37 protein-coding genes are annotated in these 26,477 nt (G+C 65.3%); all 37 read right to left on the bottom strand.

Going from position 1 to position 26,477, the window contains the following annotated elements:
• Positions 1-49 precede the first annotated feature (49 nt).
• On the bottom strand, positions 50-1,033 hold the full coding sequence (locus EV284_RS17350; RefSeq protein ID WP_130335122.1) for a glycoside hydrolase family 25 protein: 984 nt from the start codon (positions 1,031-1,033) through the stop codon (positions 50-52).
• Between the two features lie 5 nt (positions 1,034-1,038).
• Positions 1,039-1,263: a hypothetical protein gene (locus EV284_RS17345; RefSeq protein ID WP_130335120.1), complete on the bottom strand. Its 225-nt coding sequence runs from the start codon at positions 1,261-1,263 to the stop codon at positions 1,039-1,041.
• A gap of 496 nt (positions 1,264-1,759) precedes the next feature.
• Positions 1,760-3,349 carry a hypothetical protein gene (locus EV284_RS17340; protein WP_130335118.1) on the bottom strand — a complete coding sequence of 530 codons (1,590 nt, stop codon included), beginning with the start codon at positions 3,347-3,349 and terminating at the stop codon, positions 1,760-1,762.
• A 115-nt stretch (positions 3,350-3,464) separates the two neighbouring features.
• Complete coding sequence (locus EV284_RS17335) at positions 3,465-3,893, bottom strand: hypothetical protein (RefSeq protein WP_130335116.1); 429 nt, start codon at positions 3,891-3,893, stop codon at positions 3,465-3,467.
• 142 nt (positions 3,894-4,035) lie between these two features.
• Positions 4,036-4,377: a hypothetical protein gene (locus tag EV284_RS17330; protein WP_130335114.1), complete on the bottom strand. Its 342-nt coding sequence runs from the start codon at positions 4,375-4,377 to the stop codon at positions 4,036-4,038.
• A gap of 14 nt (positions 4,378-4,391) precedes the next feature.
• On the bottom strand, positions 4,392-4,673 hold the full coding sequence (locus tag EV284_RS17325; RefSeq protein ID WP_130335112.1) for a hypothetical protein: 282 nt from the start codon (positions 4,671-4,673) through the stop codon (positions 4,392-4,394).
• Between the two features lie 56 nt (positions 4,674-4,729).
• Positions 4,730-5,029 carry a stage V sporulation protein S gene (locus EV284_RS17320; protein WP_130335110.1) on the bottom strand — a complete coding sequence of 100 codons (300 nt, stop codon included), beginning with the start codon at positions 5,027-5,029 and terminating at the stop codon, positions 4,730-4,732.
• A 121-nt stretch (positions 5,030-5,150) separates the two neighbouring features.
• Positions 5,151-5,489, bottom strand: a complete 339-nt coding sequence (locus tag EV284_RS17315) for a hypothetical protein (protein ID WP_130335108.1) — start codon at positions 5,487-5,489, stop codon at positions 5,151-5,153.
• Positions 5,486-6,085, bottom strand: a complete 600-nt coding sequence (locus tag EV284_RS17310; RefSeq protein ID WP_130335106.1) for a hypothetical protein — start codon at positions 6,083-6,085, stop codon at positions 5,486-5,488. The genes EV284_RS17315 and EV284_RS17310 overlap by 4 nt, the downstream gene beginning before the upstream one ends.
• On the bottom strand, positions 6,082-6,471 hold the full coding sequence (locus tag EV284_RS17305) for a hypothetical protein (RefSeq protein WP_130335104.1): 390 nt from the start codon (positions 6,469-6,471) through the stop codon (positions 6,082-6,084). Before EV284_RS17305 ends, EV284_RS17310 begins: the two co-directional genes overlap by 4 nt.
• Complete coding sequence (locus tag EV284_RS32720) at positions 6,468-6,629, bottom strand: hypothetical protein (RefSeq protein WP_165425560.1); 162 nt, start codon at positions 6,627-6,629, stop codon at positions 6,468-6,470. The genes EV284_RS17305 and EV284_RS32720 overlap by 4 nt, the downstream gene beginning before the upstream one ends.
• Entirely contained in the window at positions 6,626-7,360 is a 735-nt protein-coding gene (gene thyX / locus EV284_RS17300) for an FAD-dependent thymidylate synthase (RefSeq protein WP_130335102.1), read from the bottom strand. The genes EV284_RS32720 and thyX overlap by 4 nt, the downstream gene beginning before the upstream one ends.
• Positions 7,361-7,368: 8 nt before the next feature.
• Positions 7,369-7,773: a hypothetical protein gene (locus EV284_RS17295; protein WP_130335100.1), complete on the bottom strand. Its 405-nt coding sequence runs from the start codon at positions 7,771-7,773 to the stop codon at positions 7,369-7,371.
• Positions 7,774-7,790: 17 nt separating this feature from the next.
• Positions 7,791-7,994, bottom strand: a complete 204-nt coding sequence (locus tag EV284_RS17290) for a hypothetical protein (protein WP_130335098.1) — start codon at positions 7,992-7,994, stop codon at positions 7,791-7,793.
• Positions 7,995-8,031: 37 nt separating this feature from the next.
• A complete protein-coding gene (locus EV284_RS17285) occupies positions 8,032-9,210 on the bottom strand; it encodes a hypothetical protein (RefSeq protein ID WP_130335096.1) in 1,179 nt (392 codons plus the stop codon).
• Positions 9,161-9,580 carry a WhiB family transcriptional regulator gene (locus EV284_RS17280; protein ID WP_165425559.1) on the bottom strand — a complete coding sequence of 140 codons (420 nt, stop codon included), beginning with the start codon at positions 9,578-9,580 and terminating at the stop codon, positions 9,161-9,163. Before EV284_RS17280 ends, EV284_RS17285 begins: the two co-directional genes overlap by 50 nt.
• A gap of 11 nt (positions 9,581-9,591) precedes the next feature.
• Complete coding sequence (locus tag EV284_RS17275) at positions 9,592-9,936, bottom strand: hypothetical protein (RefSeq protein WP_130335092.1); 345 nt, start codon at positions 9,934-9,936, stop codon at positions 9,592-9,594.
• Positions 9,937-10,068: 132 nt separating this feature from the next.
• The gene (locus tag EV284_RS17270) at positions 10,069-11,352 is read right to left on the bottom strand and encodes a hypothetical protein (protein WP_130335090.1); all 1,284 of its coding nucleotides are present in this window, start codon (positions 11,350-11,352) and stop codon (positions 10,069-10,071) included.
• Positions 11,353-11,480: 128 nt separating this feature from the next.
• Positions 11,481-13,430 (bottom strand): ribonucleoside-triphosphate reductase, encoded by a 1,950-nt coding sequence (locus EV284_RS17265; protein ID WP_130335088.1) that lies wholly within the window; start codon positions 13,428-13,430, stop codon positions 11,481-11,483.
• A gap of 43 nt (positions 13,431-13,473) precedes the next feature.
• Positions 13,474-13,932, bottom strand: coding sequence for a hypothetical protein (locus EV284_RS17260; RefSeq protein ID WP_130335086.1), 459 nt, complete (start codon positions 13,930-13,932; stop codon positions 13,474-13,476).
• Positions 13,913-14,383, bottom strand: a complete 471-nt coding sequence (locus EV284_RS17255) for a hypothetical protein (protein ID WP_130335084.1) — start codon at positions 14,381-14,383, stop codon at positions 13,913-13,915. Before EV284_RS17255 ends, EV284_RS17260 begins: the two co-directional genes overlap by 20 nt.
• Positions 14,383-16,359: a DNA polymerase gene (locus EV284_RS17250; protein WP_130335082.1), complete on the bottom strand. Its 1,977-nt coding sequence runs from the start codon at positions 16,357-16,359 to the stop codon at positions 14,383-14,385. Before EV284_RS17250 ends, EV284_RS17255 begins: the two co-directional genes overlap by 1 nt.
• An 80-nt stretch (positions 16,360-16,439) precedes the next feature.
• A complete protein-coding gene (locus EV284_RS17245; protein ID WP_130335080.1) occupies positions 16,440-17,252 on the bottom strand; it encodes a hypothetical protein in 813 nt (270 codons plus the stop codon).
• 2 nt (positions 17,253-17,254) lie between these two features.
• A complete protein-coding gene (locus EV284_RS17240; protein WP_130335078.1) occupies positions 17,255-17,728 on the bottom strand; it encodes an HNH endonuclease signature motif containing protein in 474 nt (157 codons plus the stop codon).
• A 2-nt stretch (positions 17,729-17,730) separates the two neighbouring features.
• Positions 17,731-17,928, bottom strand: a complete 198-nt coding sequence (locus EV284_RS17235) for a hypothetical protein (protein ID WP_130335076.1) — start codon at positions 17,926-17,928, stop codon at positions 17,731-17,733.
• A 32-nt stretch (positions 17,929-17,960) separates the two neighbouring features.
• Positions 17,961-18,431: a MerR family transcriptional regulator gene (locus EV284_RS17230; protein WP_130335074.1), complete on the bottom strand. Its 471-nt coding sequence runs from the start codon at positions 18,429-18,431 to the stop codon at positions 17,961-17,963.
• A 15-nt stretch (positions 18,432-18,446) separates the two neighbouring features.
• On the bottom strand, positions 18,447-18,923 hold the full coding sequence (locus tag EV284_RS17225; protein WP_130335072.1) for a hypothetical protein: 477 nt from the start codon (positions 18,921-18,923) through the stop codon (positions 18,447-18,449).
• Between the two features lie 100 nt (positions 18,924-19,023).
• Complete coding sequence (locus EV284_RS17220) at positions 19,024-19,371, bottom strand: hypothetical protein (protein WP_130335070.1); 348 nt, start codon at positions 19,369-19,371, stop codon at positions 19,024-19,026.
• 116 nt (positions 19,372-19,487) lie between these two features.
• The gene (locus tag EV284_RS33545; protein ID WP_278045834.1) at positions 19,488-19,622 is read right to left on the bottom strand and encodes a hypothetical protein; all 135 of its coding nucleotides are present in this window, start codon (positions 19,620-19,622) and stop codon (positions 19,488-19,490) included.
• 65 nt (positions 19,623-19,687) lie between these two features.
• Positions 19,688-21,316 (bottom strand): DEAD/DEAH box helicase, encoded by a 1,629-nt coding sequence (locus EV284_RS17215; RefSeq protein ID WP_165425558.1) that lies wholly within the window; start codon positions 21,314-21,316, stop codon positions 19,688-19,690.
• 8 nt (positions 21,317-21,324) lie between these two features.
• The gene (locus EV284_RS17210) at positions 21,325-21,621 is read right to left on the bottom strand and encodes a hypothetical protein (RefSeq protein WP_130335066.1); all 297 of its coding nucleotides are present in this window, start codon (positions 21,619-21,621) and stop codon (positions 21,325-21,327) included.
• A gap of 47 nt (positions 21,622-21,668) precedes the next feature.
• Positions 21,669-22,577: a toprim domain-containing protein gene (locus tag EV284_RS17205; RefSeq protein ID WP_130335064.1), complete on the bottom strand. Its 909-nt coding sequence runs from the start codon at positions 22,575-22,577 to the stop codon at positions 21,669-21,671.
• Complete coding sequence (locus EV284_RS17200) at positions 22,574-22,873, bottom strand: hypothetical protein (protein WP_130335062.1); 300 nt, start codon at positions 22,871-22,873, stop codon at positions 22,574-22,576. Before EV284_RS17200 ends, EV284_RS17205 begins: the two co-directional genes overlap by 4 nt.
• Complete coding sequence (locus EV284_RS17195) at positions 22,851-24,116, bottom strand: DnaB-like helicase C-terminal domain-containing protein (RefSeq protein ID WP_130335060.1); 1,266 nt, start codon at positions 24,114-24,116, stop codon at positions 22,851-22,853. The genes EV284_RS17200 and EV284_RS17195 overlap by 23 nt, the downstream gene beginning before the upstream one ends.
• Positions 24,116-24,571, bottom strand: a complete 456-nt coding sequence (locus tag EV284_RS17190; RefSeq protein ID WP_130335058.1) for a hypothetical protein — start codon at positions 24,569-24,571, stop codon at positions 24,116-24,118. The genes EV284_RS17195 and EV284_RS17190 overlap by 1 nt, the downstream gene beginning before the upstream one ends.
• Positions 24,572-24,628: 57 nt before the next feature.
• Positions 24,629-25,285: an ATP-binding protein gene (locus tag EV284_RS17185; RefSeq protein ID WP_130335056.1), complete on the bottom strand. Its 657-nt coding sequence runs from the start codon at positions 25,283-25,285 to the stop codon at positions 24,629-24,631.
• Between the two features lie 133 nt (positions 25,286-25,418).
• Positions 25,419-26,408: a helix-turn-helix domain-containing protein gene (locus EV284_RS17180; RefSeq protein ID WP_130335054.1), complete on the bottom strand. Its 990-nt coding sequence runs from the start codon at positions 26,406-26,408 to the stop codon at positions 25,419-25,421.
• Between the last annotated feature and the right edge of the window lie 69 nt (positions 26,409-26,477).

The raw sequence follows: 26,477 nt of genomic DNA, 5'->3' as shown, positions 1-26,477 counted from the left end.
CCGGTTATGCCTTCGGAAGGCGTAACCGGGATGCCGTTTGCAGAACGTGTTACTTGCCGGTGGCCAGGTAGCGGCCGAGCAGGACGTAGGAGTCGCCGGCCGTGGCGCCCTGGACGGCGATCTGCTTGCCGGAGACGGCGACGGTGCCGGCCTTGGCGTGCTTGAAGCCGATCGCGGTGTTGGCCGGGCCGCCGACCGCGATGACCTGGTCACCCGCCTTCAGTGCAGCCTGGGCGACGTCCAGGCGGGCTGTGGCGACCGCACCCTTGGGCTGGAACGACTCGCAAGCCGCGGCGGCCGTCATCGCGTCACTGCCGATACCGAAGATGACCATGGTGTACGCCTTCACAGGGGTTGGAGCAGGAGCAGGGGCCGGAGCAGGGGTCGGCTTGGGAGCCGGAGCAGGGGCCGGAGCAGGCTTGGGCGCCGGAGCCGGGATGGCCAGGGCCTTCCAGGTATTAAGGTCGCCGTTCAGCATGTTCTGGTCGATGTTGCTGACGATCCCGTACTGGTGGATCGTCCACACACCCCAGCCCTCGATAGCCGGGTGACCGGCAGGGTTGTTCGGGTCAGCCGCCCACAGCGGGTAGGCCTTCAACTCCTTGGCCTGCTCGGCCGTCGCCACCGACAGCAGGCCGGTGATGTACGAGGTGTACGTGTAGAACAGCGGAGACGCCTTCGTCTGCGCCTTCACGTACGCCAGGAACTTCAGCGCGTAGTCGAGACGCTGGTGCCAGGTGCCCTCGGAGGCCTCCAGGTCGAGCGCCAGGACCTCGCCCACCTGCGCGCCGGCAGCGGCGAGGAAGTGCTTGGCCTCGGTGATCGGGTCCTGGGTGGGGTGCCCGAAGTGGTAGTGGCCGACGGCCTTCCGTGCGGTGCGGGCCGCCTTGACGATGCCGGCGTGCTTCGCGTCGCCCGTGTGCTCACCCTCGGATGCCTTGGCGATGATGAAGGCGTTGGTCTTGCTCGCGATGGCGGACGCGACGTGCGCCGCGTCGTTGTTGTTGGAGAGGTCGACTCCGTGGAGGGACATCAGACTCAGAATCCTGCCTGGCTCGGTGGTGTCTGGACGTAGTTGGGGGTGTGCACGGCCTGGCCGTCGGGGCGGATCTTGACCTCGTCCTCGTGACGCCCGTACCAGACGTCGTAGAGGTCGACGCGATGGCGCACGGTGGCCGAGTCAGCCACACCGAGGCCGCCGCGGTCGACGACGATCTTCTTGTACTTGCCGTCCGTGGCGCCTTCGTTGAGTTCTGCGTTCATCGAACGCGTGGGGGCGTATGCCATTACCTCGCTCGCTTTCCGTTTCCGTTGAATCCGCTGCGCCGGTCGTGGAAAAAGTGCATCACTGCTGGCTTCGCGGCGCCGACGGAACCCGCGCGTGCCGTACGAGGCACGTTGTGCGACATGCCGGAGTTTCGCTTGTCATCTGCCCGGTGCGCCTTCTTGCCGGCCATCAGAAACCCCCAATAGTTGACCGTGGACTTCCAGAATATCCGCCCTCGGTTCCGGTATAGAAGTTCGCCGAAGGGGACGGGTAGGTCTTGTCTACCTGGAGCACGTCCTGAATACCCAGGGCCGTATCCCTGTATCCGAACCTCGGAGGAAACAGAGGCCGGACGACCGGGGGCGGTGCGCTCTGGAGTGCGAGCACATCGCCCGGAATGTCAGCGACGCCGAGCGCGTCCGTGAGAATCCGCTCTGGAAGAGAATCCCACGGATGCGACCGGTCGTAGACAGAATCTGCGTTCTGCATGGGTTACTTTCGCCGTCCTCGTACAGCGGCGGCCACCGCATTGCTGCTCGGAACAATGCCGCGGGCGGACAGGCTGCTACCGCCCTCCTCCAGGTGACCTTGGTCCGGGTGGACCTCGGTATTAAGCCCGCTCTTGCCGTAGGTATTAAGCGATGCGTCGTGGTTGTCGCCGCGGCGCCGCTTCTCCTCGCTCCACTGGGCGGACTGCATGTTGGTGAGCGAATTCAGGCCCCGCTCCTGCATCACATTCCGCGCGATGTGGTCGTGGAAGGCGTGGATGCCCTTGATGCCCATGTAGGCCTGCTGGCTGCCGGAGCCCTTCTTGTCCTCCAGGTGCGGGGCGAAAGCGCCACCGCCGGAGTGGGTGTCGGACACCCAGAACTGGCTGGAGCCGTGAGGGTCGACCCACGAGTTGTGATACGCCGAGACCTTCTCGCCGGCAGTCGGCTTCCACGCGTCCGACAACTGCTTGCCGTTGAGGACCTGGTGGGTGACGTCGATCGCCGTCTTCGCGTTGGCCGGGTAGCCGTTGACCGGGTACGCGCGGGGGTCGTCGTCCCGCTTCACCAGTTCCATCTTCTTCTGCCCGGACTTCGAGGTGACGATCTTCTTCACCTTGTCGGCGGCCGGGACGTAGTAGTCCGGGTGCCGCTCGTACTGCTCGCCGGTCCTGCCCGACTTCGCCCACTGGATCGCGTGGGAGGCGGCCTCGTCGTTCGGGTAGACGGCCTTGCCGGTGTTCTTGTCCGGGCGCACGAAGACGTTCTGCGGGGACGTGATGGCGTTCGCAGCGGCCTGGACGCCGAAGGGGACGCCATTCTCCTGCGCGGACACCTTCAGGCGCGCACGCGGGCTCAGGGAGCCGTCGCGGGTGTGGTCCTCGGCCGGGCTGTAGAAGGAGTCGTGGTGCCCGCCCTCGTGGGCGTAGGCGCGGTCCACCTGGGCCGCCAGCGCACGGTGCGCGGAGTCGGGGGTGACGCCGAACTTCGCAGCCGAGCGCAGCACACGAGCCTGCTCCGCCGGAGTGTGGTCCTCCCACCGCTTGTTCACCGGCATCATGTCCCGGGTCGGGTTCATGGTGTGCTGGCCGTGCCAGACATCGGCGGAGGTGTCAGAGACGAAGGTGTTGCCCTCGCGCTTGACGGCCTCCAGCTCCTGCTGGCCGTGCAGGTTCGGCGCCTTGTCGGTGTTCCCCATCAGCCCGTAGGACTGGCGGGGGTTCGACCCGGCGCCCGGGTGGTCCTGGATGGACTGCCAGCGCTCAGGGTGGGCCGCCTCGTGGGCTTGCCGCTTGGCCAGGTTCTTCGTCGTGGTCGAGGTGTCGCGGATGCTGTTGAACTGCTTCTTGACCCCCGCGGCCTTCTTCTCCTGCCTGGGGGTGACCGCGGGTATGCCGGAGCCCTCCGGTGGAGCGACTTCCGAGGCCTTCGGGGTGTCCTTGGGAGCGACGGGGGTGCCACTTCCGAAGTACGCTCCCGGACCGGGCGTCTTCTTGTTGGCGCGCGGGGTGACCGCCTTGATCTGCGCGGCTGCGCCCCTCTGTGTCGCCTTGAAGTCCCGGTTCTGGGCGGCGATTTCCTTCTTCGTGAGCATTACGACGAACCTGCTCCCTGTGTCTTCTGCGCGTCACGGATGGACTGGTCGGGGGTCTTGGGCGTGGCCTTCTTGATCGCGGCGATCTGGCCGCGGAACTCCTTCGAGCGCACGCTCACCTCCACTGGTCGGGCGAGTTGTACGGGGAGGCGGACGGCAGCAGCTTCTTCAGCCGCTCGCTGCGCACCGGGTCGATGTCGGCCATGACCTCGGAGATGCCGTACTTCTGCTGAAGGGCGCCCATCTCCGCGGGGCTGAGGGCTGCGTTCTTGCCCATGTGGGCCAGGCGCTCCTCGGGGGTGCCGGACTGGGTCCAGCGCAGGCCGCGGGCCTCGTAGACGAGACCTGCCTGGGGGTTGACTCCCCCGGCGTCCGGCCAGAAGTAGTCGGAGCGGTCGATCACGTCGCCCTTGTGGACACCGCGCTGGTAGCTGCGGTCGGTCAGGCGCTTCTGGACGCCCTCCATGACGCGGTCGCGTCGTCTGTCGTTGATCGTGCCGAGGTAGCCGTCGGGGTACTCCGCGGAGGGCGTGCGAGCGCCCATAGCAGCGCGCCGGGCGTCCAGACCATCGCGGAAGGTGAGCCCATCTGTTCCTGCTCCACCATTCGCGCGCACTGGAGCGCCCGGCTGCCCGATGCCCATCGGTGGCAAGTACTGCCAGTTGCTGGACATGGTCGCTACCTGCTCACATGCCCTGGCCGTACTGGCGCCTCGCGTAGAAGTCCCGGTTGCCGATGGCGGACGGAACGGTCACGACGTTGCGCTGGACCGCGCCGGCCTCGGCGGCGTTGGCCTGGTAGAGGATCGCGGTAGGCCGCAGGGAGGCGCCGTTGCGCTCCAGGATGCCGGGGCGGTGCTTGGCGGTCGCGGCCTCCAGGAAGCCGCCCTTGGCGTTGCCCTTCTTCGGCACGCTGCGGCCCTTGATCGGCTTGGCGACGTTGGCCAGCCGGGAGGCGTCGGTGCCCATGGTCGGCCGCAGCGACGGGTTGTCCGTCGTCGTGATGCCGCTGTTCTTCTTCTTCGCCACTGCTGGCTCCTTAATCAGCCGCCGATGGTTCGGTACGGGTTCTTGTCGATCCACAGCCGCTTGTCGTAGGTCCCTTTCGAGGCGCCGTTAGTGGACGGGGCGAATCCCCCGCCGATGCGCTTACGGTCGTAGTCCTCGGAACCCAGGCCGTTCGCTGAGCCGCGAACCTGCGTCTCGTCGAATACCGATGTCGGCTGGAATCGCGCCACGGGCTGGAGGTTTATCGACGGGAACTTAGTTTCCATAGCTCCGGTCGAGAAGGAGCCGTTGCGTCCTTCTTCCGCCACACCATTCATTACGCCTCCACTGGATCAAACCCAGTGTAGAGACGAAAAGGCAGCGGATTAGAACGTCAGTGGACGAAGATCCGCAGCAGCAGCGCGGAGATATCTCCGGCATCCTGCGTGGTGACGGTGGTAAATCCGGGCCGGCAGTCGAGCACGATTCCGCGGGGCGCCACGAACGAGTTCGCGATGGCGATGGCCTTCATGGCTTGATTTACCGCTCCGGCCCCGATGGCTCGTAGGGTCACCCGCTTGCCGTCATAAACGGCGTGAGAGATGGCGCTGGCCAGGCTGGCCGCGCTCGAAGAACTCTTGACGCGCAGGATGGCCTCGTTACCGGCCCCCTCGTCGTCGTACTGAACTCCCATTGATGACTCCTGTGTGTCCGATTCTGATCACAATTCGAGAATACGGAGGCACAGGAATCTTGTGTTAATGACAACAGGCCCCAGGGTGTCGTCCTCACCTGGGGCCTGCTGCGTCACCTAGTTACTCTTCCGGGTAAACCAGGTCGAGGAACGTACCGACCTTCATGGTCGCGTACTGCTCTCTCGGGTCCGTGGTACCCCTCTTCTTGTGGAATACGACTCCGTGGGGGACATTCGCGTTGGCGGCCTCGGTGGTGGCTTCCCTCAGCCAGCCGGAGAGGTCCATCTCCTTGTGGTTCTTCGCCTCGATCACGAAGCGGTCCTCGCCGGGGATGTAGAAGTCTCCCTTGTCCTGCTTTCCCTCCAGGGCCCGGCGCTCGGCCAGCGGCTGCTTCTCCTTGATGGCCGGGAGGACGGAAGACTCGAAACTGGTGCCCTTTTGCTTCGACCGGTTCGTCATGCGAGCCTCAGCATCTCGCGCACCTTGGTATTAAGGTCCTCAAGGCTGCCGTCGTTGACGATCCGGACGTCGAACCACTCGTCGGGCAGGCCCTTGTCGCTCTTGTGGGCGTTGACGGGGCCGTAGCCGGGGCGGTCGATCTTGACCAGCAGGCCGAGGCGGGAGTCGATCGCCTGGTGCTCGTTGACGAAGCGGACGTCGGTGAAGACGTACTTCTTGCCCTCCTCCAACTTCTTGAACACCGAGTTGACCCAGACGTTCTGGTCGATCATCTCGCGGCCGACCTCGGTGCCGAGGACCTGGAGCATCCGGCGGATCTCCGGGTACTCGCGCTTGGCCAGGTCCCATCCGAGGTGGTCGACGACCTCGCTCAGCCACTGCTGTCCCGTGTAGCCGTACGACACGATCGGGTTGAGGACGTACAGGGCCTCGCGCAGGACGTCGGCGAAGGCGACCCGCTCGTACCCGTAGTTGGCGAGGATCTTGGCGACGGCGTCCTTGCCGGTGCCGGCGAAGCCGTGGAGGCCGATGTACCGCGGCAGCCAGGACTCGACGATCTCGGTGTCGGGGTCGACGGGGGCGGTGGTGGCGTTCACTTGCTCTCTCCGTTGCGGTACTCGGTGACGTTCAGGTGGTCGCCGAAGGTGAGGCTGGTCCTGATGTGCTCGGCGACGAGGGGGATGCTCCACAGGGCCCGGCGGGCGGCGTCCACGCTCTCGTTCCGGCGGTTCTCCATGCGGACGAGGGTGTTGAACTGGCCGTGCCAGCGGCCGGTCATCCAGTCGGTCTTCTCGATCAGCGGGGTGACCTTCTCGACCAGGGCCAGGGACTCTTCTTCGATCTTCCGGCGCCGGACGCGCTCCATGATCAGTTCGTCCTTCAGCCTGTCGCGCTCGGCGGCGACGTTGATCAGGGTCCAGGCCATGAAGAGCAGAACGCCGACCCACGCGGCAATCACGGTGACGAGGAGGGGGGTGTTCATCGGTGCATCACGCACCGGGCGGGCACGTCGCCGGCCTTCTCCCACTTCCACATCCCGCAGGGGGCGGAGGTCCATGCCCAGGTGCTCAGGGAGAGGAGGACGGCGGCGAGGGCCAGGAGGGCGATGACGGTGGGACGGTCGTCGTTTCGGCGGCTCACGGGCAGACCCTTCCGTTGTCGAGGTAGGCCTCCCACGTGAGTGGGAAGTGCAGGGAGAATGCCTTCTCCATGTCGTCGGCGACCCGCTCGATCTCCTCCTGGGGGAAAGAGGGGAAGGTGGCCCACGCGGAGGTGGTACGCAGGCTGAGGAAGTGCATCAGCGACCGCGGGTTGCAGGTGGCGTAGAAGGAGGTGAACGTGCCGACCGGCAGGACGCTGCGGGCGACCTCGCGGGCCACTCCCCGGCCCAGCATCTGCTGGTAGTGGCTGTAGGCGGCGCGGTAGATGACGCCGAAGGAGTGCTCGACGGCGTCGTACTGCTCGTGGGTGCCGTGCTCGAAGGAGTACTCCCCCGCCTTGCCGACCTGGACCAGAGGGCGGGAGGCCGGCGGCATGTAGAAGACGGGCTCCAACTCCCGGTACCTGCCGCTGGTTTCGTTATAACTCCAGCCGACCCTGTGACGCATGAACTCGCGGGCGACGAAGATCGGGGCCTCGACGAGGAAGGACAGTTGCGCGTGCTCGAACGGGGAGCCGTGCCTGTTCTTCATGAGGTAGTTGATCAGGCCGCGGGCTTCACCGGTCTCCGCCGCGGCGGCGCCGACCGTGGAGACCCGGGCGGCCTTACAGATCTTGGCGTCCGACCCGGCAACGGTCTCGGTGTCGAGCGTCGCGGTGATCGTGCTGCGGAAGGTGACGGCCGCCGGAGCGACCGAGGTATTAAGCGACATGTGGTGGGTTACTGCCCTTCGTGGGATGAGTAGGCGCTGAGTGGGACGGCGAAGCGGACTCCGTCGGGGGTTTCGATCTCCCCGCCGGCTGCCAGGGCGTCCTTCTTGCTGATACGAAACACGATCTCTCGACGGTTGTCAACGTATTCCAACCAATCGCTTGACAACCTGATTACGGGCATTTCGCAATCCAGGTCATACAGGACATAGCCCTCCCAGCGCACCGACTGCTCGGAGACGCCGACGTGCTGGTACAGGCGCAGCAGCCAGTCGAACTGACCGACCTTGTAGACGTGCTCACCGCGGCGTACGTAGACCGGATCCCGGTGCGAGGTGAGGCACGTCCGGGGCGCCCCGGCCCGGAAGTGGTTGCGCCACTCCCACGGCGGCCGGGGCTGCTCCATGCGCGTCACGGACCGGCGTACGGTCCTCATGCGCTCATCCTGCCGGCGCGCGCCTCGCGGTCACCACGGCCGACCCGGCGGGTCAGCTCGCGGCTCAGGAGTGTGTTGCGGCCCTCGGCGGACTGGTGCAGGGCCTGGACCATCTTGCGGTAGGCGTAGGCGGCCGTCTTGGCCTCCTGGGCCGCGATGTACTCCGGGTCCTCGTGCGCCATGGCCTTGGCCTGCGTCACTGTCTTGGCGGACGCATTGCGGACGGCGGATAGGGCCTTATGGCTTTCGAGTGTGTCGGCGCACGACTTTTCGTCCACCTCCGCCGCTGCCAGCCGGCTGCCCGTGTACTCCACCCACGCTGTCGTCCGGGCGAACAACTGCATCAGTTCGCTGTCGTCGAGTTCGGTGGGATCCGGGGGCAGTTCTGGCATGTCGCCCTCGGGCTTCGGAGGCAGGTACAGGTCCTCCCGCTCCATCCGGCGTATCGCCTTCGTGCTCGGGCTCTGGACGGCTTCCCAGCCCCTCCGTGATACCGCTCTGGTCATTGGTGGTGGTCTCCCAACAGGTCGACATGAACGGACAGTCCTTGCAGACCTTCTTGTCCTGGCCGGCGAACTCCGGCCGCGGTGGTGGCTTGCCCTTCTTCAGGGCGTACTTGATGTCGAGCGCGGTCTCGAACAGGGGCTCGGCGATCTCCGGGTTGTACTTGACGACGAACTCCTTCTGGGCCTGCGTCGCCTTGTACTCGTAGAGGAAGATCACCTTGTCGTAGGGCAGGCCCATCTCCTTGCACAGCCGCAGGTAGATCTGCGTCTGCCGGATGTGGCTGCCGAACGGGCGCCGCAGCGCCTTCCACAGGCCGTCCAGGTCGGTGACGGTCTTGCCGTCCTCGGTCTTCACCGTGTACTCGCGCAGCAGCTCGGGGTTGTCGAAGCGGACGGTGCCGATGCCGATGGACTTGATCTCCACGAGGGCGTTCAGGTCCTCCACGGCGCCGTCCTCGTGCCCGGCGATCAGGAACTCGTGCTCGGCGGCCAGTGGCACCTCGGCGTACTCCAGGTACACCGGGTAGCCAGCGAGGTCGGAGCGGTTCCGGCAGGACGGGCAGGCTATGCGTCCGGCCGTACCCATCTCCCAGTAGTCGCAGACGGGGCACTTCCACTTCCCCCACAGGCGGCCCATCTGCTGGAGCCACTTCTGCCACTTCGCGTGGATCATGTGGCCCTCTTCAAAAACGCCCTCCAGTTGCGCGGAGAACGAGCGGTCCTTCTCGGGGGAAACCCCCGCCAGCCTGTAGTAGGTCTGGCGGGGGCACCAGTCGGCCTTGGCCATCTCCGAGGGGTGGATGATGTCCTGCCGGCGGTCCGTGGGCTTGCCGTGTTGGTCGAGCAGGTGCTTGTGGATGTCACCCAGTAGCACCGAGGAGTTCTTCTTCGTCTCCGCCAGCGCCGCCATCTTCCCCGTCGGCTTCGTCGTCTTCCGGCGGGAGCCGGTCTGGCCAGACGGCTTCGATGTCCTCCCGGCTCGGGGCACGGTCGTAACTCCATTCGTTCTTGGGGACGAACCTCCTGATGTAGGCCCGCTCCAGGACGGTCAGGCCGCCCCAGACTCCGTAGTGCTCGTTGTTGATCAGCGCGAAGGACAGGCACTGTTCTCTGAGGGGGCACACCCGGTCGGTATAGGTGCCGTTGCAGATGTGCTTGGCCTCGGATTCCTCTCCGGTCCCGTCGCCGAAGAAGTCGTCGTGCTCTCTCGTCGGCCGGAACTTCCGGCAGGAGGCTTCCTTGTCCGGGTTGCCTCCGCCGTCCCATTCGGGGGCGTTCATCCGCAGGTGCATTACCACGACAGCACCTCGTCGGGGTCGGCGTCCGGGAACGCCTGGGTATTAAGCGTGAGGAATGTTTCCTCGCTCATCACGATCCAGTTCCTTCCGCTTTCCATCTGGATCCCGAAGAGCATTTCCCTGCCGTCGAGGAGGGCCTGTTTCTCCGCGGTCTGAAGTTCTGCGTCCTTCAGGGAGTACTGCTTCTTGCCGGTGACCTTGTACTCGACGCTGTACTCAGGGGTGCGTACGTCGTTCTTTCTGACCCAGCCGTTTCCGCTCCCGGCGTTCACCGTCCCGCCCAGCAGTTCCGCTCCTCGCCGCTCCTGCTTCTGGGACTTCTTCAGCATGTCCGCCATAGGTCTTCTCCAGGAGGTTGGCGAGGATGAGGAACTTGAGGTGGGCGCGGCCCTGGCGCCGGGAGTAGCGGACGCCGAGGACCACGATGTAGACGGCCGCGAAAGCCAGGAGGAGGGAGAGCACGGCCACCATCAGGCGGCCTCGGTATTAAGCCCGTCGGCCATCATCTGGGCGTTCATCTGGGCCATGATCTTCGCGTCCTTCTCCGGGTCGGTGCCGGGCTCGTACCGACCGTCGTCGATGACTCCAGAGGGACGGCGCCGGACCTTCTTGGTGCCGGCCGACTCGGCGGCCTCCAGGTCCTCCTCGGAAATGGACCGCTCGTCGACCTTCTTGGAGGCGACGAGGATCTTCTCGTACAGGGCCTCTTGGAGGTCCAGGTCCTGGCGGATGTGGTCGAGCATGGCGTCCTTGCCCTGCCAGCGCAGGACCGGCTTGCCCTTGTCGTCGTACTCGCCGTTGTCGATCTGGAAGTACGCGCCCTTGCGCTGGATGACGTCGAAGAGGATCCCCATGATCATGATCTCCTTGACGGTGTCGTAGTCACCGCGGGCGAAGTTCATGAAGGGGGCGCTGCGGAAGTAGAAGTCGATCGTCGCGGTCTGCTGCGGGGCGGCGGACTTGTTCTTGATGGTCTTGACCTTGATGACCTGGCCGACGTTCACCTTGCCCTTGCCCGGCCGGGACTCCTGGATCCACTCGTCGCGCCGGACCTCGACGCGGGTGTAGAACGCGTAGTTCTTGGCGTTGCCGCCCGGGGTGGTTGTCGGTGTGCCGTGGGGTGAGAACTTGCCGATGGCGTCCCGGTACTGATTGATGACGATCCCCAACAGCGGGCGGTCGTCGGCGTCCGTCATGGACCGCTTGGTGGCCGCCCCGCTCTTGCGAAAAAACTTGCCCGTCAGTCTCGCTCCGAGCGCCATGACGGCCTCGTCCATGTCCTTCTCCTGCTCCTCGTCCGCGATCAACGCGGGGTAGGAGTCGAGGACGATCATGTCGACGGAGCGGGACTCGGCGAAGTCGAGCATGGTCTGGTAGGCGAACTCCATGGCCTGGGTGGGGACCACCAGGACGCGCTCGTTGTCGACGCCGAGGGCGGAGGCCTGGTCGACGTCGTAGTGCTCCGCGGCGATCCACAGGCAGGTGAAGGTGGGGTCCTTCTTCTGGTTGGCGGCGAGGGTCTTGTAGACGATGGCGGTCTTGCCGTGGGACTCGCGGCCGATGACCTCGACCCACTGGTTGCCCGGCCAGCCGCCACCGAGGGCGATGTCCAGGGACAGTGAGCCGGAGGTGAACCGCTTGGGGATGCGCATCTCCGAGGCGAAGCAGACGGCGCCCGGGTGCGCCTTGTTGATCTTTGCGACGAGTGCGAGGGCTTCCTTGTCGGGGCCACCCGCGCAGGTATTAAGCGGCATGTGGTGTGGGTTCCAATCCCGTAGTCGAGAAGACGTAATAAAGAACCGGTAGTGCAATACCGTAATCGGAATCGCACTACCGGTCCAGCGATGTATCAACTAGTCAGAGCAAGATCTTTTAACGAGTTTCAGGTGGTCACGAGGTCGACGACCTCACAGCCGCCGGCCGCGGAGCAGGCCAGTTCCTGGGAGCCCTTCGTCTGGTCGAACGTCTCGTAGAACGCCAGGTCCGACCACTCCACGCGGTGGTTCTTCGCGGCCAGCGCCTCGTACTCGGCCTCGGTGCACTCCTCGTACGGCGCCTGCACATACGTGTGATCCGAGTACGGCAGGAAGGAGACGCCGGAGATCTCGTCCAGGTGCTCCCACACCCACTCGCCGACCTGCTCCCACTCGTGCTCGCGCACGGAGATGGTCACCGACGGTTTGTGCTCGCACCACGCGCGCTGATAGGCCAACCACAGTTCCAGGTGCTCGATGGCCGACACGTCCTCACGGACGAGGGCCCCCTCGGCAGCCCGCTGAGCGAAGGTGAACACCCACGCGGCGCTGTTGTAGGCGTCCTCCTCGTACGGCAGGCCGGCGTCGATGAGTACGAACGCGATCGGGTCCTTCTTGTCCACCCGCACCCGCCGGAAGTAGAACTTCGCGTGCTTCTGGTGCAGGCCGGACTCGCAGTCCACCAACTGGGATACCGTGCCGGACGGCTTGACGCAGGTGGTCGCTACCGAGGCCGCGATACCGATGCGCCGGGCCTCGGCAGCGTTGGCCTCGACGACCTCCGAGCGCAGGACGGTCAGGGCGAGCGACGTCAGCCCCATACCCTTGCTTCCGTTGGTGTAGGGGTTGCCGTAGACCCCGGTGAGGGAGACGCCCAGCAGGCGCTCCTCCTCCGCGTTCTTGCGCCACTCGTCGCGCAGGTACGGGTAGTCGGTCAGGGTCGACTGCCACGTGCCGAGGACAGCCGCCAGACGCACCTTCCGGGTCAGGGTCTCGGGGGTGTCCTCGGCCCGGACGACGACCTCGGACAAGTTACAGAAAGAGAACGGCCGGAGGATGATCTCCGAGCACGGGTTGGTCCCGTAGTCGGTGTCGGACTCCCGCTTGCCGAACCGTGCGGCCTGCCTCTGCGCCGCCCCGCGGTGGAAGATGCCGCGCTCACCGCTGCCGGAGGCAACGAGGGAGTCCCACTCGGTGCGGAAGTCCTCGTGCCGCATGCCGTCGGTGTAGACCGCGCTGTTGTTGGCGAGGGCGCGGTAGGGGTGCTCGACCCACCATTCCCCCGACTTGGCCTCGGCCATCTCCTTGTCGTCCAGGTCGCTCAGGCTGATCATCGCGGACCGGCGCACGCCACCCACGACCACCACGGATGCGATCTTGCAGGCGATGTCGTGGACCTCGATCGGCCTGAACTTACGACCGGCGGCCTGGTGGAACTTCTGCACCACGAACTCGAACAGTTCGTTCAGCGGCTCAGGACCGGAGGCTCGACCTCCGAAGGTATTAAGCCGGGCCCCGGCCGGACGCACCTTGGACAGGTCCCACGTCGGCACCTTGCCCTGCCACAGATCCTCTAGCAGCAGCCGGAAGCCGATTCCCCACCCCTCCTTGCTGTCGTGCACCACGATTTTGTCCTTGGTCTGGCGCAGGGCGTCCGGCACCGGGGGCAACTGGTCGGTGTACTTGCGCTCGACGCTGTAGCCCACGCCCGTGCCGTTCATGAGGATGTACAGCAACTCGTCGAGAGCGCGGGCGTCCTTCAGCGGCAGGTACGAGCAGTTGAACCCGGCGATGTTCGAGCGGTCCAGGGCGGGGCCGGCCGTCATGACGGCGCGCATGGACGGCATGACCTCGTGGTTGAGGATGGCCGCGTGGATCTCGTCGACCACCTGGGGGTCGGGGGTGTAGTCGTGCTTGTCCTTCAACTGGGCCAGCATGAATGTCACGTAGCGCGCGACGGTCTCGGTCCAGGTCTCGCGCCGGTTCTCGTCGTCGAGCCACCTGGAGTAGCGCGATTTGGCGATGAAACTACGGTAAGGGTCTGCAAGGTCACCGGCAGTAGTGAGCAGGGTGGTCACCGGGGTAATTCCGTTCAGTCGTGATGATCAGGGAGGAGGGCGCTTAGACCGAGCCGTCGGGCCGGATGATGGCGCCGGGGTTGTAGTTGCTCCGGCCGCCCAGACCGCCCGAGGCGACCTGCTTGGCGGGCGTGGCGGGTCCGTCTCCTCCGCTGCCAGACGGCAGGCCGGCGGTCGACTGCTGGAAGCGCGGGTTGTAGCCGCACTCGTAGCACTGCGACATGGCGTTGTGCATGCCCACCGGCTTGAAGTAGTTCGAGCCTCCGCAGTCAGGGCAGTGAGTGTCCTGCTTGGCCACCATTGCGCGGGCCGGTGCCTGGCCCTCGGTATTAAGTGGCACTGTCTGCTGGGGCTGGGGCTGGGGCGGGGTGGGGTAGGCCGCTGTCGGCTGCGGCTTCCACCAGGCTCCGCCCTGCGGCTGCTGCTGTACCGGCGCAGGGGCCGGGGCCGGGGCGGCCGGTCGAGTGGCCGCCCCCAGTTTGTTAGCCCAGAAGTTCGTCACCGAACTGCACTCCATCCGCGTAACTGATGATTCCCATGTCGAGGAGATTGGCGAGGATCGCCACAATTCCGGCGCGGACGACTACGGAATGATGCCGCTGAAGAACTGCTGCGGTTTCCTCGTCCACGGAATTTCCGGAGTTAACCAGCATAGCCGAGGCGGTAATGCCAGAAACTATCGGGATGAACAGCGCTAGCATTTCCTTCAGGGGTGCGAGCGCGTCGATCCTGTCGTGGCTGGCCTTGTGCTCCATGTCGGAGACGTCGGGGCTGTCAGGGGTGAGCCCCATGAGGGGGATCAGCCGCTCGACCTCGCTGCACGGGACGATGTCCCAGGCCAGGCGCTTGGTCAGCATCTGCGGGGTGTAGATGTCGACCTGGAGGTCGTCGTCGGTATTAAGCGCGTCGAGCGGGTTGTCTTCGTCCTTGTTCTTCCTGCTGAACAGTCCCATTACTTTGCCTCCGACCAGCGGTCCACGATTTTCACGTCCGACGAGAGCGGTACCTTGAGCAGTTTCTGGATTCCTTCGCCGAGCATGGCCTCCCGGACCAGCGCAGCGCATTCCTCGGCCTTGTCCTCCGGCGCGAGTGTCACGAGTTCGTCGTGCACGGAGAGGATCAGGCGCATGTCGTCCGGCAGGGAGTTGTTCAGCCGGATCATCGCGAGTTTGATCAGGTCGGCCGCGCTGCCCTGGATGAGGCTGTTCACTGCCTGACGCTCGGCGCCCATCCGCAGGCCGTTGTTCTGGCTGAGGATGAGCGGCAGGCGCCGCTTGCGGCCCAGCAGCGTCCGGATGTGCGGAGGACGGCGCGACCGGCAGACGCGTATGACCTCTTCCTTGAAGCGGTAGATCTCCGGGAACATCTTCTGGTGCATCTCCATGAACTTCTTCGCGTCCTTGACGGAGATGCCAGCCATCGAGGCCACCTTGTCCGGGCCCGCGCCGTACACGACGGCGAAGTTGATGCCCTTGGCCACCTGGCGGAAGTCGATGCAGGTTCGGTCGCCCTCCTTGACCCGCCGCATGAACTCCTGCGGGTCCACACCCATCAGCGCGGCGGCCGTCGCCGAGTGCGGGTCGACTCCCTGGTGGAACCCCTTGTAGAGGTCACCGCGGCCGATGAAGTGCGCGAGGACGACGAGTTCGATCTGGCCGTAGTCCGCGACGACCAGCTTGTAGCCGGGCGGCGCGATGAACAGACCGCGGATCTTCTTACCCAGTTCCGTGTCCGGCCGGGGGATGTTCTGGAGGTTGGGTTCCCGGCAGGAGAATCGTCCAGTCACCGTCCCGTACTGGACGAAGTCGGCATGGATCCGGCCGTCGAAGATCCGGCAGGGCTTGTCCTTGTCCTCGGGGTCTCCGAGGTAGGCCACCGGGTACGACAGCAGCTTGCTGACTTCCGCGTACTCCAGCATCGCCTTGACGACGGGGTTGTTCGGGTGCTTCTCCAGGGAGTCGGAGTCGGTGCTGAAGTCCTTCCACTCCAGCTCCTGGCCGGCGTCCCGCTTCTTCTTCCCGCCGTCGGTCGGCTTCAGGGGCTTGAGGCCCTGGCCGCCGTCCTTCTTCGGGGCGTACAGCACCTCGGCCTTCTGCGCCGGGGCGTTCAAGTTGAACTGCTTGCCCGCGGCCCGGTAGATGCTGCCCTCGATCTCGACGAGCCGGGCCTGCATGTCCTGGACCAGCTCGCGCATCGCTGCCTCGTCGACCGGCGCCCCGGTGATGCCCATGTCCAGCAGGACACCCAGGACGTCCTCCTCCAGGCGCCGCACGTGGGTCAGGTTCTGCTCCCGGATCTGCTTCTGGAATCGCTTCCAGAGCAGCCACGTGTACTTCGCGTCCATGTACGCGTAGTGCGCGACCTTGGAGAAGGGGTGGGCCTCGACGCACTTACCGACGTTGTCCTTGTAGTCGACCTTGTAGTAGCGCTTGACCAGGGCGTCGAGGCTCTTCTGCTTCATGTTTTCGTCGAGGAGCCACTGGAGCACGATGGTGTCGCTGTACTCCGGCGGGCAGATCTCACCCCAGTACTTGGCCGTGGAGATCAGGTCGAAGGTCGCGTTGTGCGCGATCTTGATCTTGTCCTCGGCGAAGAACAGGGGCTTGAGGATGCTGAACACCTCGGAGGGCAGCATCTGCTCCGGTGGGGCGTCGTAGACGGCCGGGATGGCGTCGAACTTGCCGGTAAGCCGGTTCTTCTTGCGCGTGGCCTTGCTGATCAGGACGTCGCCGTTGGGGTGGCCGAACGGGATGGCGTAGGCCTCGCCGTCGGTGGCCAGGCTTATCCAGTTGGCGACGTTCTGCGTCGGAACGTTTCGGTTGGCGCCGAACGTCTCGATGTCGAATGCGAAGGCCGGGCGCTCCATGAAGCGCTCGACCAAGGTATTAAGTCGGTCGGGGGTGAGGATGACGGAGTTGCGGATCTGCACAGCGGGCTCCGGTGGTGGTGGGTGGGAAGCTGAGGGGGAGGCCCAGCGCCGAGCTGGCGCCAGAGCCTCCCCGCGGGGGCCTAGTCGTTCAGGATTTCCCGGACGATGTCCTTGAGTTCGCTGCGCCGGGTGACCTGGAGGATGCCCTCGTCGTAGGCCTTGGAGTCGAATTCCTCCAGGTCCTCGTCCTCCAGGGGCTCGATGTCCCAGTCGTCGAGGAGGTCACGCTCCTTGACGGGCGTGATGTAGTAGGTGGTCTTGTTGTTCTTGGTCTCCTTGCGGACCGAGAAGTACAGGTCGTCGCGGTTGATCGGCGACGTCTTCTTGTCCTTGGCGTAGTTCTTCAGGATGTCGGCGACCATCGGGCCGACCTGCCAGACCTTGATCTGCGGGTCCTCGGGGTCGGTGAAGTCGACGACGTTGAAGCACACCTGCTGGGACGGCTTGTCCCCGGCGTCGTCGCACAGCGGGCACTTGCTTTCGAGGCACGTGAAGGACTTCTTGCCCTTGCGCTCGATCCAGTGCTGGAGGAAGACCAGGAACGGTTCGTCGTCCAGGAAGTGGACGATGACGGACTCGCCGGTCGCCTTGAAGTTGTCGGGGAAGCCGGAGGAGGCCTGCTTGGTCTTCTCGTAGGAGCCCCAGCCCTTTCCGCCGACCTTCGGCGCGGGCTCGTCGTCCTCGTCGTCCTCGTCGCGGGAGGGACGCCGCGAACGGCGGGAGGAGGTGCCGGCCTCCTCGGTATTAAGCGACTGGCGGGCGCCGCGACGGGAGCCGCGGGTGGGGGCCTCATCCTCCTCGTCGGCGTAGCCGTGCTCCTCCTCCGGCTCGTCGGCCGGCGAGTAGGCCTCGGTGTCGCGGGCGGTACGGCGGCGGGTCAGAGTGCGGGGCATACTCAGTTCTCCTGATTAGTAGGTCGGTCGCCAGAGAGGATCTGGCCGATCCGTGTCTTGTGGACGTTGTACTTCTTGGCCAGGCGAGTCTTCTCACCGCGAGCGCCGGTGTACTCGGCGCGTATGGCAGCGACCTCCTCGTCGGTCAGCTTGGCCCGGCCGTGGTTGTCCCCACGGGCCTGCCGGTTTCGCTCGCGCATGTCCCGGAGGTTGTCGGCCTGGGTGCCCACCAGCAGGTCCTTGGGGCGGATGCAGGGAGGGTTGTCGCAGTCGTGGCGAACCACCTCACTCGGCTCCAGGGACCTGCCGTTGGCGTACTCCCACGCGATCCGGTGCGCGTAGCGGGTCTTCTTGACCCGTGCGTCCCATGCCTGCCCGTATCCCCGAGGGGTTCGGGTCAGCCGCCACTCCCAGCAGCCGTTCTCGGCTACCTCGTAGTGGACGCCTTCCACGAAGGGGAACTCAGCAGGCTGCACGGTTACTCCTGTCGGAACAAGTGGATGTAGGAGTTCTTCTCGGCGGTGTTCAGCCGGGCCTCTTCGATGTCGGCCGCGAGGGCCTTGTCGATCTGGTCGGTGGCGATCTTGTCCAGGTCCTCAAGGGACCGCGCCTTGGGGAAGTCGTCGGAGTCGATGTCGACCTCGTAGCCGAACTCCACCCACTCGAAGTTCCCCATGGACACGTGATGCTTGGCGCTCTTGACGACCCTCACTGCTCGGCCGCCAGACGCTCGAACAGGGCGATCACCCGGGGGGTGAACTGGGTGTCCTTGATGGGCTTCTGGTGGGAGACCAGGACGCCCTCCTCGTGCGCGATGCGGACGATGCCCTCAACCTGCGCGCGGGTGTAGAGGCGGCGCCGGCCGCGGACGTCTCCGTCACGGCCCGGGGACTGGAAGGTGCTCTTCGGGATGACTCCCTCGCGCTCCCACTTCCGGATCGTGACCGGCTGCCGGCCGAGGGCCTGGGCCAACTGGCCGACGGTGAAGAACTCGGTCTCCACGCCACCGACCACGTACTTGCGCGGCTTGGCGTCCCAGGCACTGGGGTCGGCCGCCGACGGGGCGGCCTCGGTATTAAGCCGGTTCCGGTGACGTACCAAGGGGCGCGTCGAGCCGGGGTAGAACTGCTCGCCGATCTCGGCGAAGGCCTGGTCGATGCTGTTGGCGATGGTGCTCATGTGGTGGGACTCCTGTCAGCCGCGGATGGGCTTGAAAGCGAAGGACACGTTCTCGACCCAGAGGCCGTCCAGTTCGTCGTCGGAGATGACGCCCTCCTGGTTGAGGACGTACAACTCGTCCTGGTCCAGGACCTCCATCTCGACCGTCTTGAAGACGCGGTTCCGGACACCCTTGGCGGTGACCAGTTCGTCGGTCTTCTCCTCGTCGAGGGACTGGGAGACGCGGCGTTCGCGCTTGACCTCGGTGAAGGTCTGGCCGTTGACCTCGATGGGCGTCGGCAGGCGCCAGAACTTGCTGCCCTTCTCGTCGGTCTCGCCGTTGGCGTCCACGTGGGCGGAGACCTCGTCGCGCAACTTGTTCTTGCGGCTGACGATGTCGGCCTCCTGGAACTTCAGGGCCAGGAACTGCCGGGTCTTCTCCCAGGGCGCGGCCTGGTCGAGGGAGATGGGGCGCTCGGTGCGTCGGGTTGCTCGTCTCGGGACTGTAGCCATAGAGCGGGGCTCTCTTTCTACGTAGTAGGTCGGTTGAGCAGATACGACTCTACCATTACGTCTTTGCAGAAGTCCATATCGATTACGCGTTTCGAAGGTGTTACTTGCAGCCGAGGGAGGCGTGGCGCTTGGCGTAGGTCTGCGCGTCCCGGTCGGTCTGGTCCGGACGGAGGTCGGTCTCCTCGACGTCCTGGTAGACGGTGACGACGCGGTGCTGTACGGGGTCCACGATGGCGACGATGTCGCCCTTCACGTGGCGGTACTGGCCAGGTACGCGGCCGGAGGGGTACGTGTGGTGCGGGCGGTTGGCGGCGTCCAGGACCTGCTGGGACGTCCAGCCCTTGGCCTGCGCCTGCTTCTGCGCGTGGTGGGTCAGGCGGTACTCGGGGGACTCGTCCGAGAGGCGGGCGGTCCAGTCGATGCCGAGTGCTTCAGCGATGGTGGTCACTTGCGTCTCCCCTGCGTAGCGATTCGATCCTCTGTTCGGTTCCTGCTTGGTGAGGTCGACTCTACGGAGAGGCATATGCCCTTGTCAACGGATCTACGGAAACCGCTTTACATCGTTCACCAGCGGTCGGCGACGGCACCGCGACGAGCCAGGCGGACGGGGGTCAGGTCCCAGTCCTCCTGCTCCTCCGGGGGGTGCATGACGTCCTCCAGCCCCTCACGGAGCAGGACGTCGAGTGGGTCTTCTCGCATGCTTTGATAGTGACACGCGGGAAACCCTTTACAACCACTCGACGTCCTGCATGGGATCCTGGAAGTTACGCCGCGTCCAGGCACTGAGTCAGCGTCTGCACGTCGTTCTCGATGCGCCCCTTCTCATCCGCCCCGCGCCCGTCCGTGATGGCCGAGCCGACCCGCCGCTTGTGCGCCAGCATCGACAGCTTGCGCGGCTCGGTGGTCCCCTGGGTGATGGCGTTCAGGATGTAGATGTCCCGGAACTGACTGCTGGCCCGGTTGTGCCGGGCGTTGATCTGGTCCTGCTTACCCGCGCTCCAGGCGAGGTCGTAGTTGATCAGGTAGTTGGCCATGTACAGGTCGGTGCCGAAGGCGCCCGCGTGACTGGACAGGAACACCCGGCAGTCCGGGTCAGCCTCGAATCGCTGGGCGGCGTAGGCCTTGGCCGCGGAGGACATCCGGCCGGTGTAGGTGACGAAGGATCCCGCCGGCAGCCTGTCCCCGATCAGGTCGAGCATGTCAGGGTTGACGCTGAAGACGATCACCTTGTTGCCGGGCACCGCCAGGATGTCCTCGATCGCTGCCGCCACGGCGTCCAGTTTCGGGGACGTGGTGACCTCGTCGAGCAGGCCGGACTGCCACACCTCGTAGGCGTACTTCGAGCCGGGCCAGGTCTTCTTCTCGGCGCCGCGTGAGCGTGCCTCCTGGCTCTCCTCATACTGCTGCCCGGACATGACGATCAGGTCCGGGTGGTTCAGCAGCATGTCCAGGGCCTGCATGCGAGACATGATCTTGCCCTGCTGACTGTTCTCGTTCGGGGTGTCTCCTCCGTGGTAGTGGGCGAACAAGTCGAAGTTGCCTGTGTTGGGCCCGAGCGCCCGCAGCTCGGCGAGCAGGTCCGCGGAGATGGCCTTGTAGGCCTTCTTCGTCTTGGGGTCCAGCACGACCGGGATGATGGACTCCTGTACCTCGGGCAGGTACGGCCGCACATCGTCGTCCAGGCGCGTCTTCCTGACCATCACCTCGGCCAGCTTGGCGTGCAGGACCGGCAAGTTCTTGTACTGCTGGACACCACCGAAGCGGTTCCTCACGATGAACGACTTGTCGAACAGGTCGAAGCGGCCGAGGACCTGGTCGTCGACCCACTGCATGATCGAGAACAGCTCCTCGGGCTTCCCGTTCTCCACCGGGGTGCCGGTCATGCCGAAGCGGTACGGCGCGGTGAGCCTCTTGATCTTCCGCGTGCGCTGGGCCCGGAAGGTCTTGATGGCCGTGCACTCGTCGAGGACGATGCACTCCGGCTTGATCCTCCTCACGTAGTTCCAGTCGTTGACGACGTTCTCGTAGCCGAGGATCACGTACTCCGGCCGGAGCGTCTTGACCTTGGCGTACAGCCCGGCGCGCTTCTTCGCGTCGCCGTCGATCAGGACGCAGTACTCCTCCGTGGGGACGGTGATCTCCTGCTTCAGCCCGTCCTCGCGCACCGTGACCGTACGGGTCGGCACGTCGGTGAGGCGGGCGATGGACTTGGCCCACTGGTACTTGAGGTTCGCCGGCACCACGATGACCGCGGTCTCCACCTCCCCCTTCTCCAGCAGCTCCTCGATGGCGGCCAGGGCGATGACGGTCTTGCCCAGGCCCATCTCGTAGGCGATCAGGAGGGAGCCGCGCTCGACGGCGCGGTCTACCGCCTCCTCCTGGTACGCGTGCAAGTCGACGGCTAGCACTGGCTGTACTGCCGGTTGAACTGTCCCCGGGTCCGCGGCCTCTTGGCGAACGGGGTGCCGGGGTTGAAGTGCCCTGACTGGATGTGGTCAGGGTTGGCACACATGCGACGCCGGCAGGCCCTGTGCTTCTGACTGCCATCCCCTCCAGTGAGGAAGGTCAGCAGGGACTTGCCCTGGTAGTAAGGCCGCGTGGCGGTGGACTGGTAGATCAGGCAGTCGGTGTCCGGGTCCGGCTCGACGCGGTCCCAGAACTCCTGGCCCAGGTGCTCGTAGCCCTCGGGTGCCTTCATCGGGGGTCCCCCTCGCGGGGGCAGGTATTAAGCGTCACGGTGTGCTCCTAGAAACGGGCGAGGATGGATGAGTAGGCGCCGCGGACGGCGGCCTTGATCTGGTCGGCGTTCATGTCTCCGGGGTCCTTGGCGTGCGGGGCCACGGAGTAGTCGAGGAACTTGAGGGTCAGGCCGCGGCCGGTCCACTCGTCCTTCAGGCGCTGGCAGGCCTTCGCTCCGGCGTCGTCGTTGTCGAGGGCGACGATGACGGTGTCGAAGTGGTCGCGGATCAGGGACATCTGCGCGTCGGAGACTCCGGCGCCGTAGGAAGCCAAGCCCCCGCGGATCCCGCACGTCCACAGCCGGACCACGTCCAGCGGCGACTCGACCAGCACGGCCACGTCGTCGTCGTAGGTGTGCAAGCCGAAGAGCGTCTTGGACTTCGCCATGCCCGGCGGCCGGTTGCGGAAGTACCGCTCGTTCTTCTCCTGCCAGCCCCACAGCATCCCGGTGTCGGGGTCGCGGACCGGGATGATCCACATGTCCCGGGCCGGATCCCACAGCACCCCGCACGTCTCGGCGTCCTCCGGCAGGAAGAACCGCTCGGCGCAGGCGCTCAGCGGCGGCGTGGTGTACAGGGCCAGCGACGCCTCGTTGATCTGCTTGGTCGTGTCGACCTGCTCAGCGCGCTGCTTCTTCTTCTCCAGGTACTTCCGGACGCGCTCCGCTCCGCCCCGCTTCCTGACCCAGTTCTTGGCCTCGCTCGCGTCCAGGTCCAGGACGTCGCGGACGAGGACCCAGAAGGCCCCGCGGTATCCGCAGGAGAAGCAGTTGAAATACCCTTCGTCGAAGTTTATGGAAAAGGATGGGTGTGCGTCTTTCTTTCCGGTGCGCGCCTCATGCATGGGGCACGGCATGTGTATTTCGTCGCCCTGGACCTTGTAGTCGAGTTCCAGGGTGTCCAGGCACGCGGTCACGTTTCCAGGGATGGGGTTTCCGATTGCGTCCCATCCGGCTTTTGCTCGGGGCACTGGTATCTCCTCTCCAGGTAGTTCAGGTACTGGCGCATTTCCCAGTAGTCGCGGCGCATATAGGCGGTGCCGTATGAGATCCACCTGATAGGGCCGAGGCCTTGCAGGCGGTGCATTTCGCTGGCGTAGATAAGGTTCCGGTCACGGGGGTTTCGTTTGTTCTCCCGGCACCAGAACAGGAACTCCCGGAAGTTCCCGGCGAGGACCACCAGGCGGGGCTCAGAAGGCGCCGACGTATCCATCGGTGTTCACCTCGTCCATGGCGAACGGGTCCTCGTTCAGTTCCTCGAACTTGCCGGTCTCCCAGTCCCACTGGCAGTAGGTCTCCAGCGGCGGGCAGTTACGGGCCAGGACCACCTTGATCTTGTTGATGTTCGCGTCCTCCGTGGACTCGACACCGAGAATCACGTCGGAGTCCTGGGCGAAGGAAGACGAATAACCGATAGAGTCGGAGGTGATCCCCTTCTTCTTGTTCATCTTCCATTCGAGGACCTGCGTGGAGATGAGAATGGGCAACTGCCGGTTCTTCGCCATGCGCTTGAACCCACGGGTGAGATTCGTGAGCGCCTGCGGAGATCCCTGAGCCTCTCCGAGTTCGTCCTGCATCATGTAGATGCCGTCGATAATGACGACCTCGGGCCGCAGCGAGTCAATCTTCGCCTCGACACCAGTCAGCGTCGTCGCATTCATGGAGTCCGACGACAGGAAGAACGAGGGCATCGCCTCCAATTCCCGCAGGGCCCTTTCAAGCCTGTCCCACTCGGCCTTCTTGAGCGTTCCGTTCCTCAGCCGGGCGTGGGAAATCCCCGCGCGGATGGCGTCGAAACGTTCCTCCTGCTCCTCATTACTCATTTCGAAGCCGATGAACAGGACCTTCACGCCGTACAGGTGCGCGGCCATGGCGGCCAGAAGGAGCAGCGTGGACTTACCGGCCTTGGGAGGGCCGACGAAGGTGATCAACTGCTCCTTCTGGAGGCCCTGGGTGGCGCGGTCGATGGTCTGGAAGCCGGTCGGGATACCTCGCAGGCCGTCGGGCAGGTCCTTGAGCGTGAGGTAGCGGGCCAGCCGTGCCTGCCCGGTCTCCGTCAGGTCGGTGTCCCGGGAGTTGGGCACCGCCGAGGCGATGGACGCCAGCGTGTGTGCCAGCGCCTCCATGGCCGCCTTGGCGTTGCCCTCTTCGTGTGCGTCGACCGAGTCGGCCAGGCCCTGCTCCAGCAGGTCCAGGGTGTGCTGCTCGCGCAGTCGGTCGGTCAGCACCTGCATGCTGTCCTCGACCTTGACGAACTTGTACGTCGGGAAGTCGGTCTTGATGGTGGCGAGGCTGGGGACCTCGCCGTAGGTGGCCTTGTGTCGCAGGATGGCCTTGAAGACGGCCTTGTTGTCGGGGTCGCCGAAGAAGTCCGCGGTGATGCCCGCGTCCGCGACGTCGGCCAGGTCCTTGTCCTGGATGACGCGGGACACGAGCAGGCGCTCGAAGTCCGCCACTACAACGCTCCTATGAGGGTGGTGGGGGCAGCGGGCAGGGAACGGCCCTTGCTGCCGTAGATCAGGTGGTGTTCGTTGTCGAAGATCGCGGCGACGTCCGGCATGTAGGGCAGGCGTCGTGCCAGCCGCTCAGGGGTCGTGGCCCACACCCGGCCGATGGGAAGCCCTTCGGCGTCCAGACGGGCCTCCAGGGGCCCGACAGCGTCGTCTCCGAGGTAGGTGACGACGTCGACCGAGTAGCGGAACCGCCAGACGGTGTCCCAGATGACCCGGGCCAGCGCGTCGTTGATCTCGTACGCGTCCACAGTCCGCTTGGCCATGCGCTGCCGGCGCCCGAACCTGCGGGCGACCAGCTCGTGCACGCGCTCCGGCTTCTCCGGCAGGACGCCGAGCATGCCCTCGAACGCGATGACCAGGCGGGGGACGACCTCGTTGGAGATGTCGCCCCGTTCCATCAGGTGCGCTCCGCCTCGCGGAGCCGGGTATTAAGCCCGTTGTGGGAAGTCAACAGTTCACGCTGCACGGCGGTCGCTCCCAACCATCTTGATCATGTGGAAGGACTCCTGGATGAAGGAGCCCATGGACTCGTGGTAGATCACGCCCCAGTCCTTCGGCGGGACGTTGGAGGTGATGAGCGTGGGGCGCCCCTCGCGGTGCCGCAGGCGCAGCAGCACGTCCAGCTCGTTCTCTGCGTAGCCGGACTTGGTGCGGTGCTCCTTGCCGACGTCGTCGAGCAGCAGCACGGGCGCCGTGCGGGCGGAGTTCAGGGCGTCCTCGATCTGCCACCACCGGGCGATGGCCTCGGGCTCCTTGCGGTCGGACAGGCTCATCTGCTCGATCGACATGGAGACGTAGTCGGCGTAGGCCAGGAAGTACACCGGGACGCGCTGCTCGAAGTAGCACTCCAGGAGCGTGGCGGTGGCCAGGGAGGTCTTGCCGGTGCCGGGAGGGCCCAGGAACAGCAGGCCCTTGCCGATCTGGCTCCAGTCCTCGGGGTACTGGTCCAGGGGCCGCTTGTCGGTGACGTAATGATCGCGCAGGTTGTCGACCCACTCCTGGCACTCGCTCTTCCAGGGTGCGTCGCTGGTATTAAGCCGCAGGCCGCGGAGCCGCTTCGGGATCCCGTACTCGGACATCCGCAGGGCGTGGACCCGGGGGTCTGTCGCCAAGGTGGCCTCCTTGTGGTGGTGGTTCAACGCTCAGGAGGCTACCACAGTTACGCCTTACCGATTACGTGTTTGCTGAACGTTTTACAAACAGGGAAGGGGCGGACCGCCGTAGCAGCCCGCCCCTTCGGGTCGGTCACATGGACCAGTAGTCCTCGTCGTGCCGGTGCTTCTCCATCGCGTTCTCGGCCTTGCCCAGCCGCTCGGTCAGCAGACCGCGGGCGGCGAGGAAGTCCTTCCAGGCCGGCACGTTCTCCGACCGGTTCCAGGAGACGGACCAATAGGTGATGATCATCTTGGTGATCTCCTCGTACCGGACACCCTCCTTCATCCACCGGCCGAAGTTCCCGGCGAGGGCTCCGAGGTTGACCGCGCCGGGAACCGGGTGACCCACCTCCAAGGCCCGCTTCTCGAAGAACGAGGCCAGAACCTCAGAAGGCCGCAGGGAGCGCTTCTCACGAGGTCGCCGGACCGGAGGGGCCAGGTCGTCGTCCGAGGCCGGGAGACGGCCGTCCTGGACGCTTCCTGCATCTTCTTCGCCGAGGGCCTGGGCCACGACGTACGCCGGGTCGAGTTCCAGTTCCGCCTGAGCCGCCTCGATGGCCGCCTGCTTCTTGGTCTTCTTCCGGCCGCCCTGGCGCGGAGCGCGGACCGCGTCCCATCCCTTGCCGCCCGGCCTGGCAGGTATCTCCTCGGCTTCGCCGGGATCAGACCGTGCCGAACGGCGCGGTGGAAGAAACGAAGTTTCTTCTATATCTCTAACTTCTAGTTGGTTATTGGGGTTGGGTGAAAACTTCGACACAGGGGGTGCAGAATCTGCACTTTCAGGGGGTGCAGAATCTGCACTCTCGGGCCATTCCGATACCGGCTTGATGCGCCGGACCACGGACTTGTACCGCAGCGCTTCCAGTGGGATCTGGTCCTCCGGTACGTGCTCGACGATGCCGTCCTTCTCCAGCGCGGCCAGGGACACGTACGCCTGCCGCTTGGACACACGGGCCTTGCCCGCGATGGTGTCGGCGGACTCCCAGCACATCCGGTGGGTGTCGTTGGCCGCGTCCGCCAGCGCGAGCAGAACGAGCCGCGTGGCGAGGCGGGTGTTCGAGTGCGTGAACACCTCGGACATGATCAGGATGCTCACTCGGCGGCTCCGAATCCGCCGTTGATATTAAGTCGGCTGGGCATGTTAGGTTCT

The organism is Streptomyces sp. BK022 (assembly GCF_004217355.1).
Lineage (GTDB): Bacteria > Actinomycetota > Actinomycetes > Streptomycetales > Streptomycetaceae > Streptomyces > Streptomyces griseoluteus.
Note: the sequence above shows the minus strand (reverse complement) of the source record. Positions and strands in the feature narration are given on the sequence as shown.

Bases quoted from the DNA above. Each gene is read 5' to 3' on its own strand.
- EV284_RS17350 (WP_130335122.1), bottom strand. From the start codon at position 1,033: ATGTCCCTCCACGGAGTCGACCTCTCCAACAACAACGACGCGGCGCAC.
- EV284_RS17345 (WP_130335120.1), bottom strand. From the start codon at position 1,263: ATGAACGCAGAACTCAACGAAGGCGCCACGGACGGCAAGTACAAGAAG.
- EV284_RS17340 (WP_130335118.1), bottom strand. From the start codon at position 3,349: ATGCTCACGAAGAAGGAAATCGCCGCCCAGAACCGGGACTTCAAGGCG.
- EV284_RS17335 (WP_130335116.1), bottom strand. From the start codon at position 3,893: ATGGGCGCTCGCACGCCCTCCGCGGAGTACCCCGACGGCTACCTCGGC.
- EV284_RS17325 (WP_130335112.1), bottom strand. From the start codon at position 4,673: ATGAATGGTGTGGCGGAAGAAGGACGCAACGGCTCCTTCTCGACCGGA.
- EV284_RS17320 (WP_130335110.1), bottom strand. From the start codon at position 5,029: ATGGGAGTTCAGTACGACGACGAGGGGGCCGGTAACGAGGCCATCCTG.
- EV284_RS17315 (WP_130335108.1), bottom strand. From the start codon at position 5,489: ATGACGAACCGGTCGAAGCAAAAGGGCACCAGTTTCGAGTCTTCCGTC.
- EV284_RS17305 (WP_130335104.1), bottom strand. From the start codon at position 6,471: ATGAACACCCCCCTCCTCGTCACCGTGATTGCCGCGTGGGTCGGCGTT.
- thyX (WP_130335102.1), bottom strand. From the start codon at position 7,360: ATGTCGCTTAATACCTCGGTCGCTCCGGCGGCCGTCACCTTCCGCAGC.
- EV284_RS17285 (WP_130335096.1), bottom strand. From the start codon at position 9,210: ATGGCGGCGCTGGCGGAGACGAAGAAGAACTCCTCGGTGCTACTGGGT.
- EV284_RS17280 (WP_165425559.1), bottom strand. From the start codon at position 9,580: ATGAACGCCCCCGAATGGGACGGCGGAGGCAACCCGGACAAGGAAGCC.
- EV284_RS17275 (WP_130335092.1), bottom strand. From the start codon at position 9,936: ATGGCGGACATGCTGAAGAAGTCCCAGAAGCAGGAGCGGCGAGGAGCG.
- EV284_RS17270 (WP_130335090.1), bottom strand. From the start codon at position 11,352: ATGCCGCTTAATACCTGCGCGGGTGGCCCCGACAAGGAAGCCCTCGCA.
- EV284_RS17255 (WP_130335084.1), bottom strand. From the start codon at position 14,383: ATGGGACTGTTCAGCAGGAAGAACAAGGACGAAGACAACCCGCTCGAC.
- EV284_RS17245 (WP_130335080.1), bottom strand. From the start codon at position 17,252: ATGCCCCGCACTCTGACCCGCCGCCGTACCGCCCGCGACACCGAGGCC.
- EV284_RS17235 (WP_130335076.1), bottom strand. From the start codon at position 17,928: ATGGGGAACTTCGAGTGGGTGGAGTTCGGCTACGAGGTCGACATCGAC.
- EV284_RS17230 (WP_130335074.1), bottom strand. From the start codon at position 18,431: ATGAGCACCATCGCCAACAGCATCGACCAGGCCTTCGCCGAGATCGGC.
- EV284_RS17225 (WP_130335072.1), bottom strand. From the start codon at position 18,923: ATGGCTACAGTCCCGAGACGAGCAACCCGACGCACCGAGCGCCCCATC.
- EV284_RS33545 (WP_278045834.1), bottom strand. From the start codon at position 19,622: ATGCGAGAAGACCCACTCGACGTCCTGCTCCGTGAGGGGCTGGAGGAC.
- EV284_RS17210 (WP_130335066.1), bottom strand. From the start codon at position 21,621: ATGAAGGCACCCGAGGGCTACGAGCACCTGGGCCAGGAGTTCTGGGAC.
- EV284_RS17200 (WP_130335062.1), bottom strand. From the start codon at position 22,873: ATGGATACGTCGGCGCCTTCTGAGCCCCGCCTGGTGGTCCTCGCCGGG.
- EV284_RS17190 (WP_130335058.1), bottom strand. From the start codon at position 24,571: ATGGAACGGGGCGACATCTCCAACGAGGTCGTCCCCCGCCTGGTCATC.
- EV284_RS17180 (WP_130335054.1), bottom strand. From the start codon at position 26,408: ATGTCCGAGGTGTTCACGCACTCGAACACCCGCCTCGCCACGCGGCTC.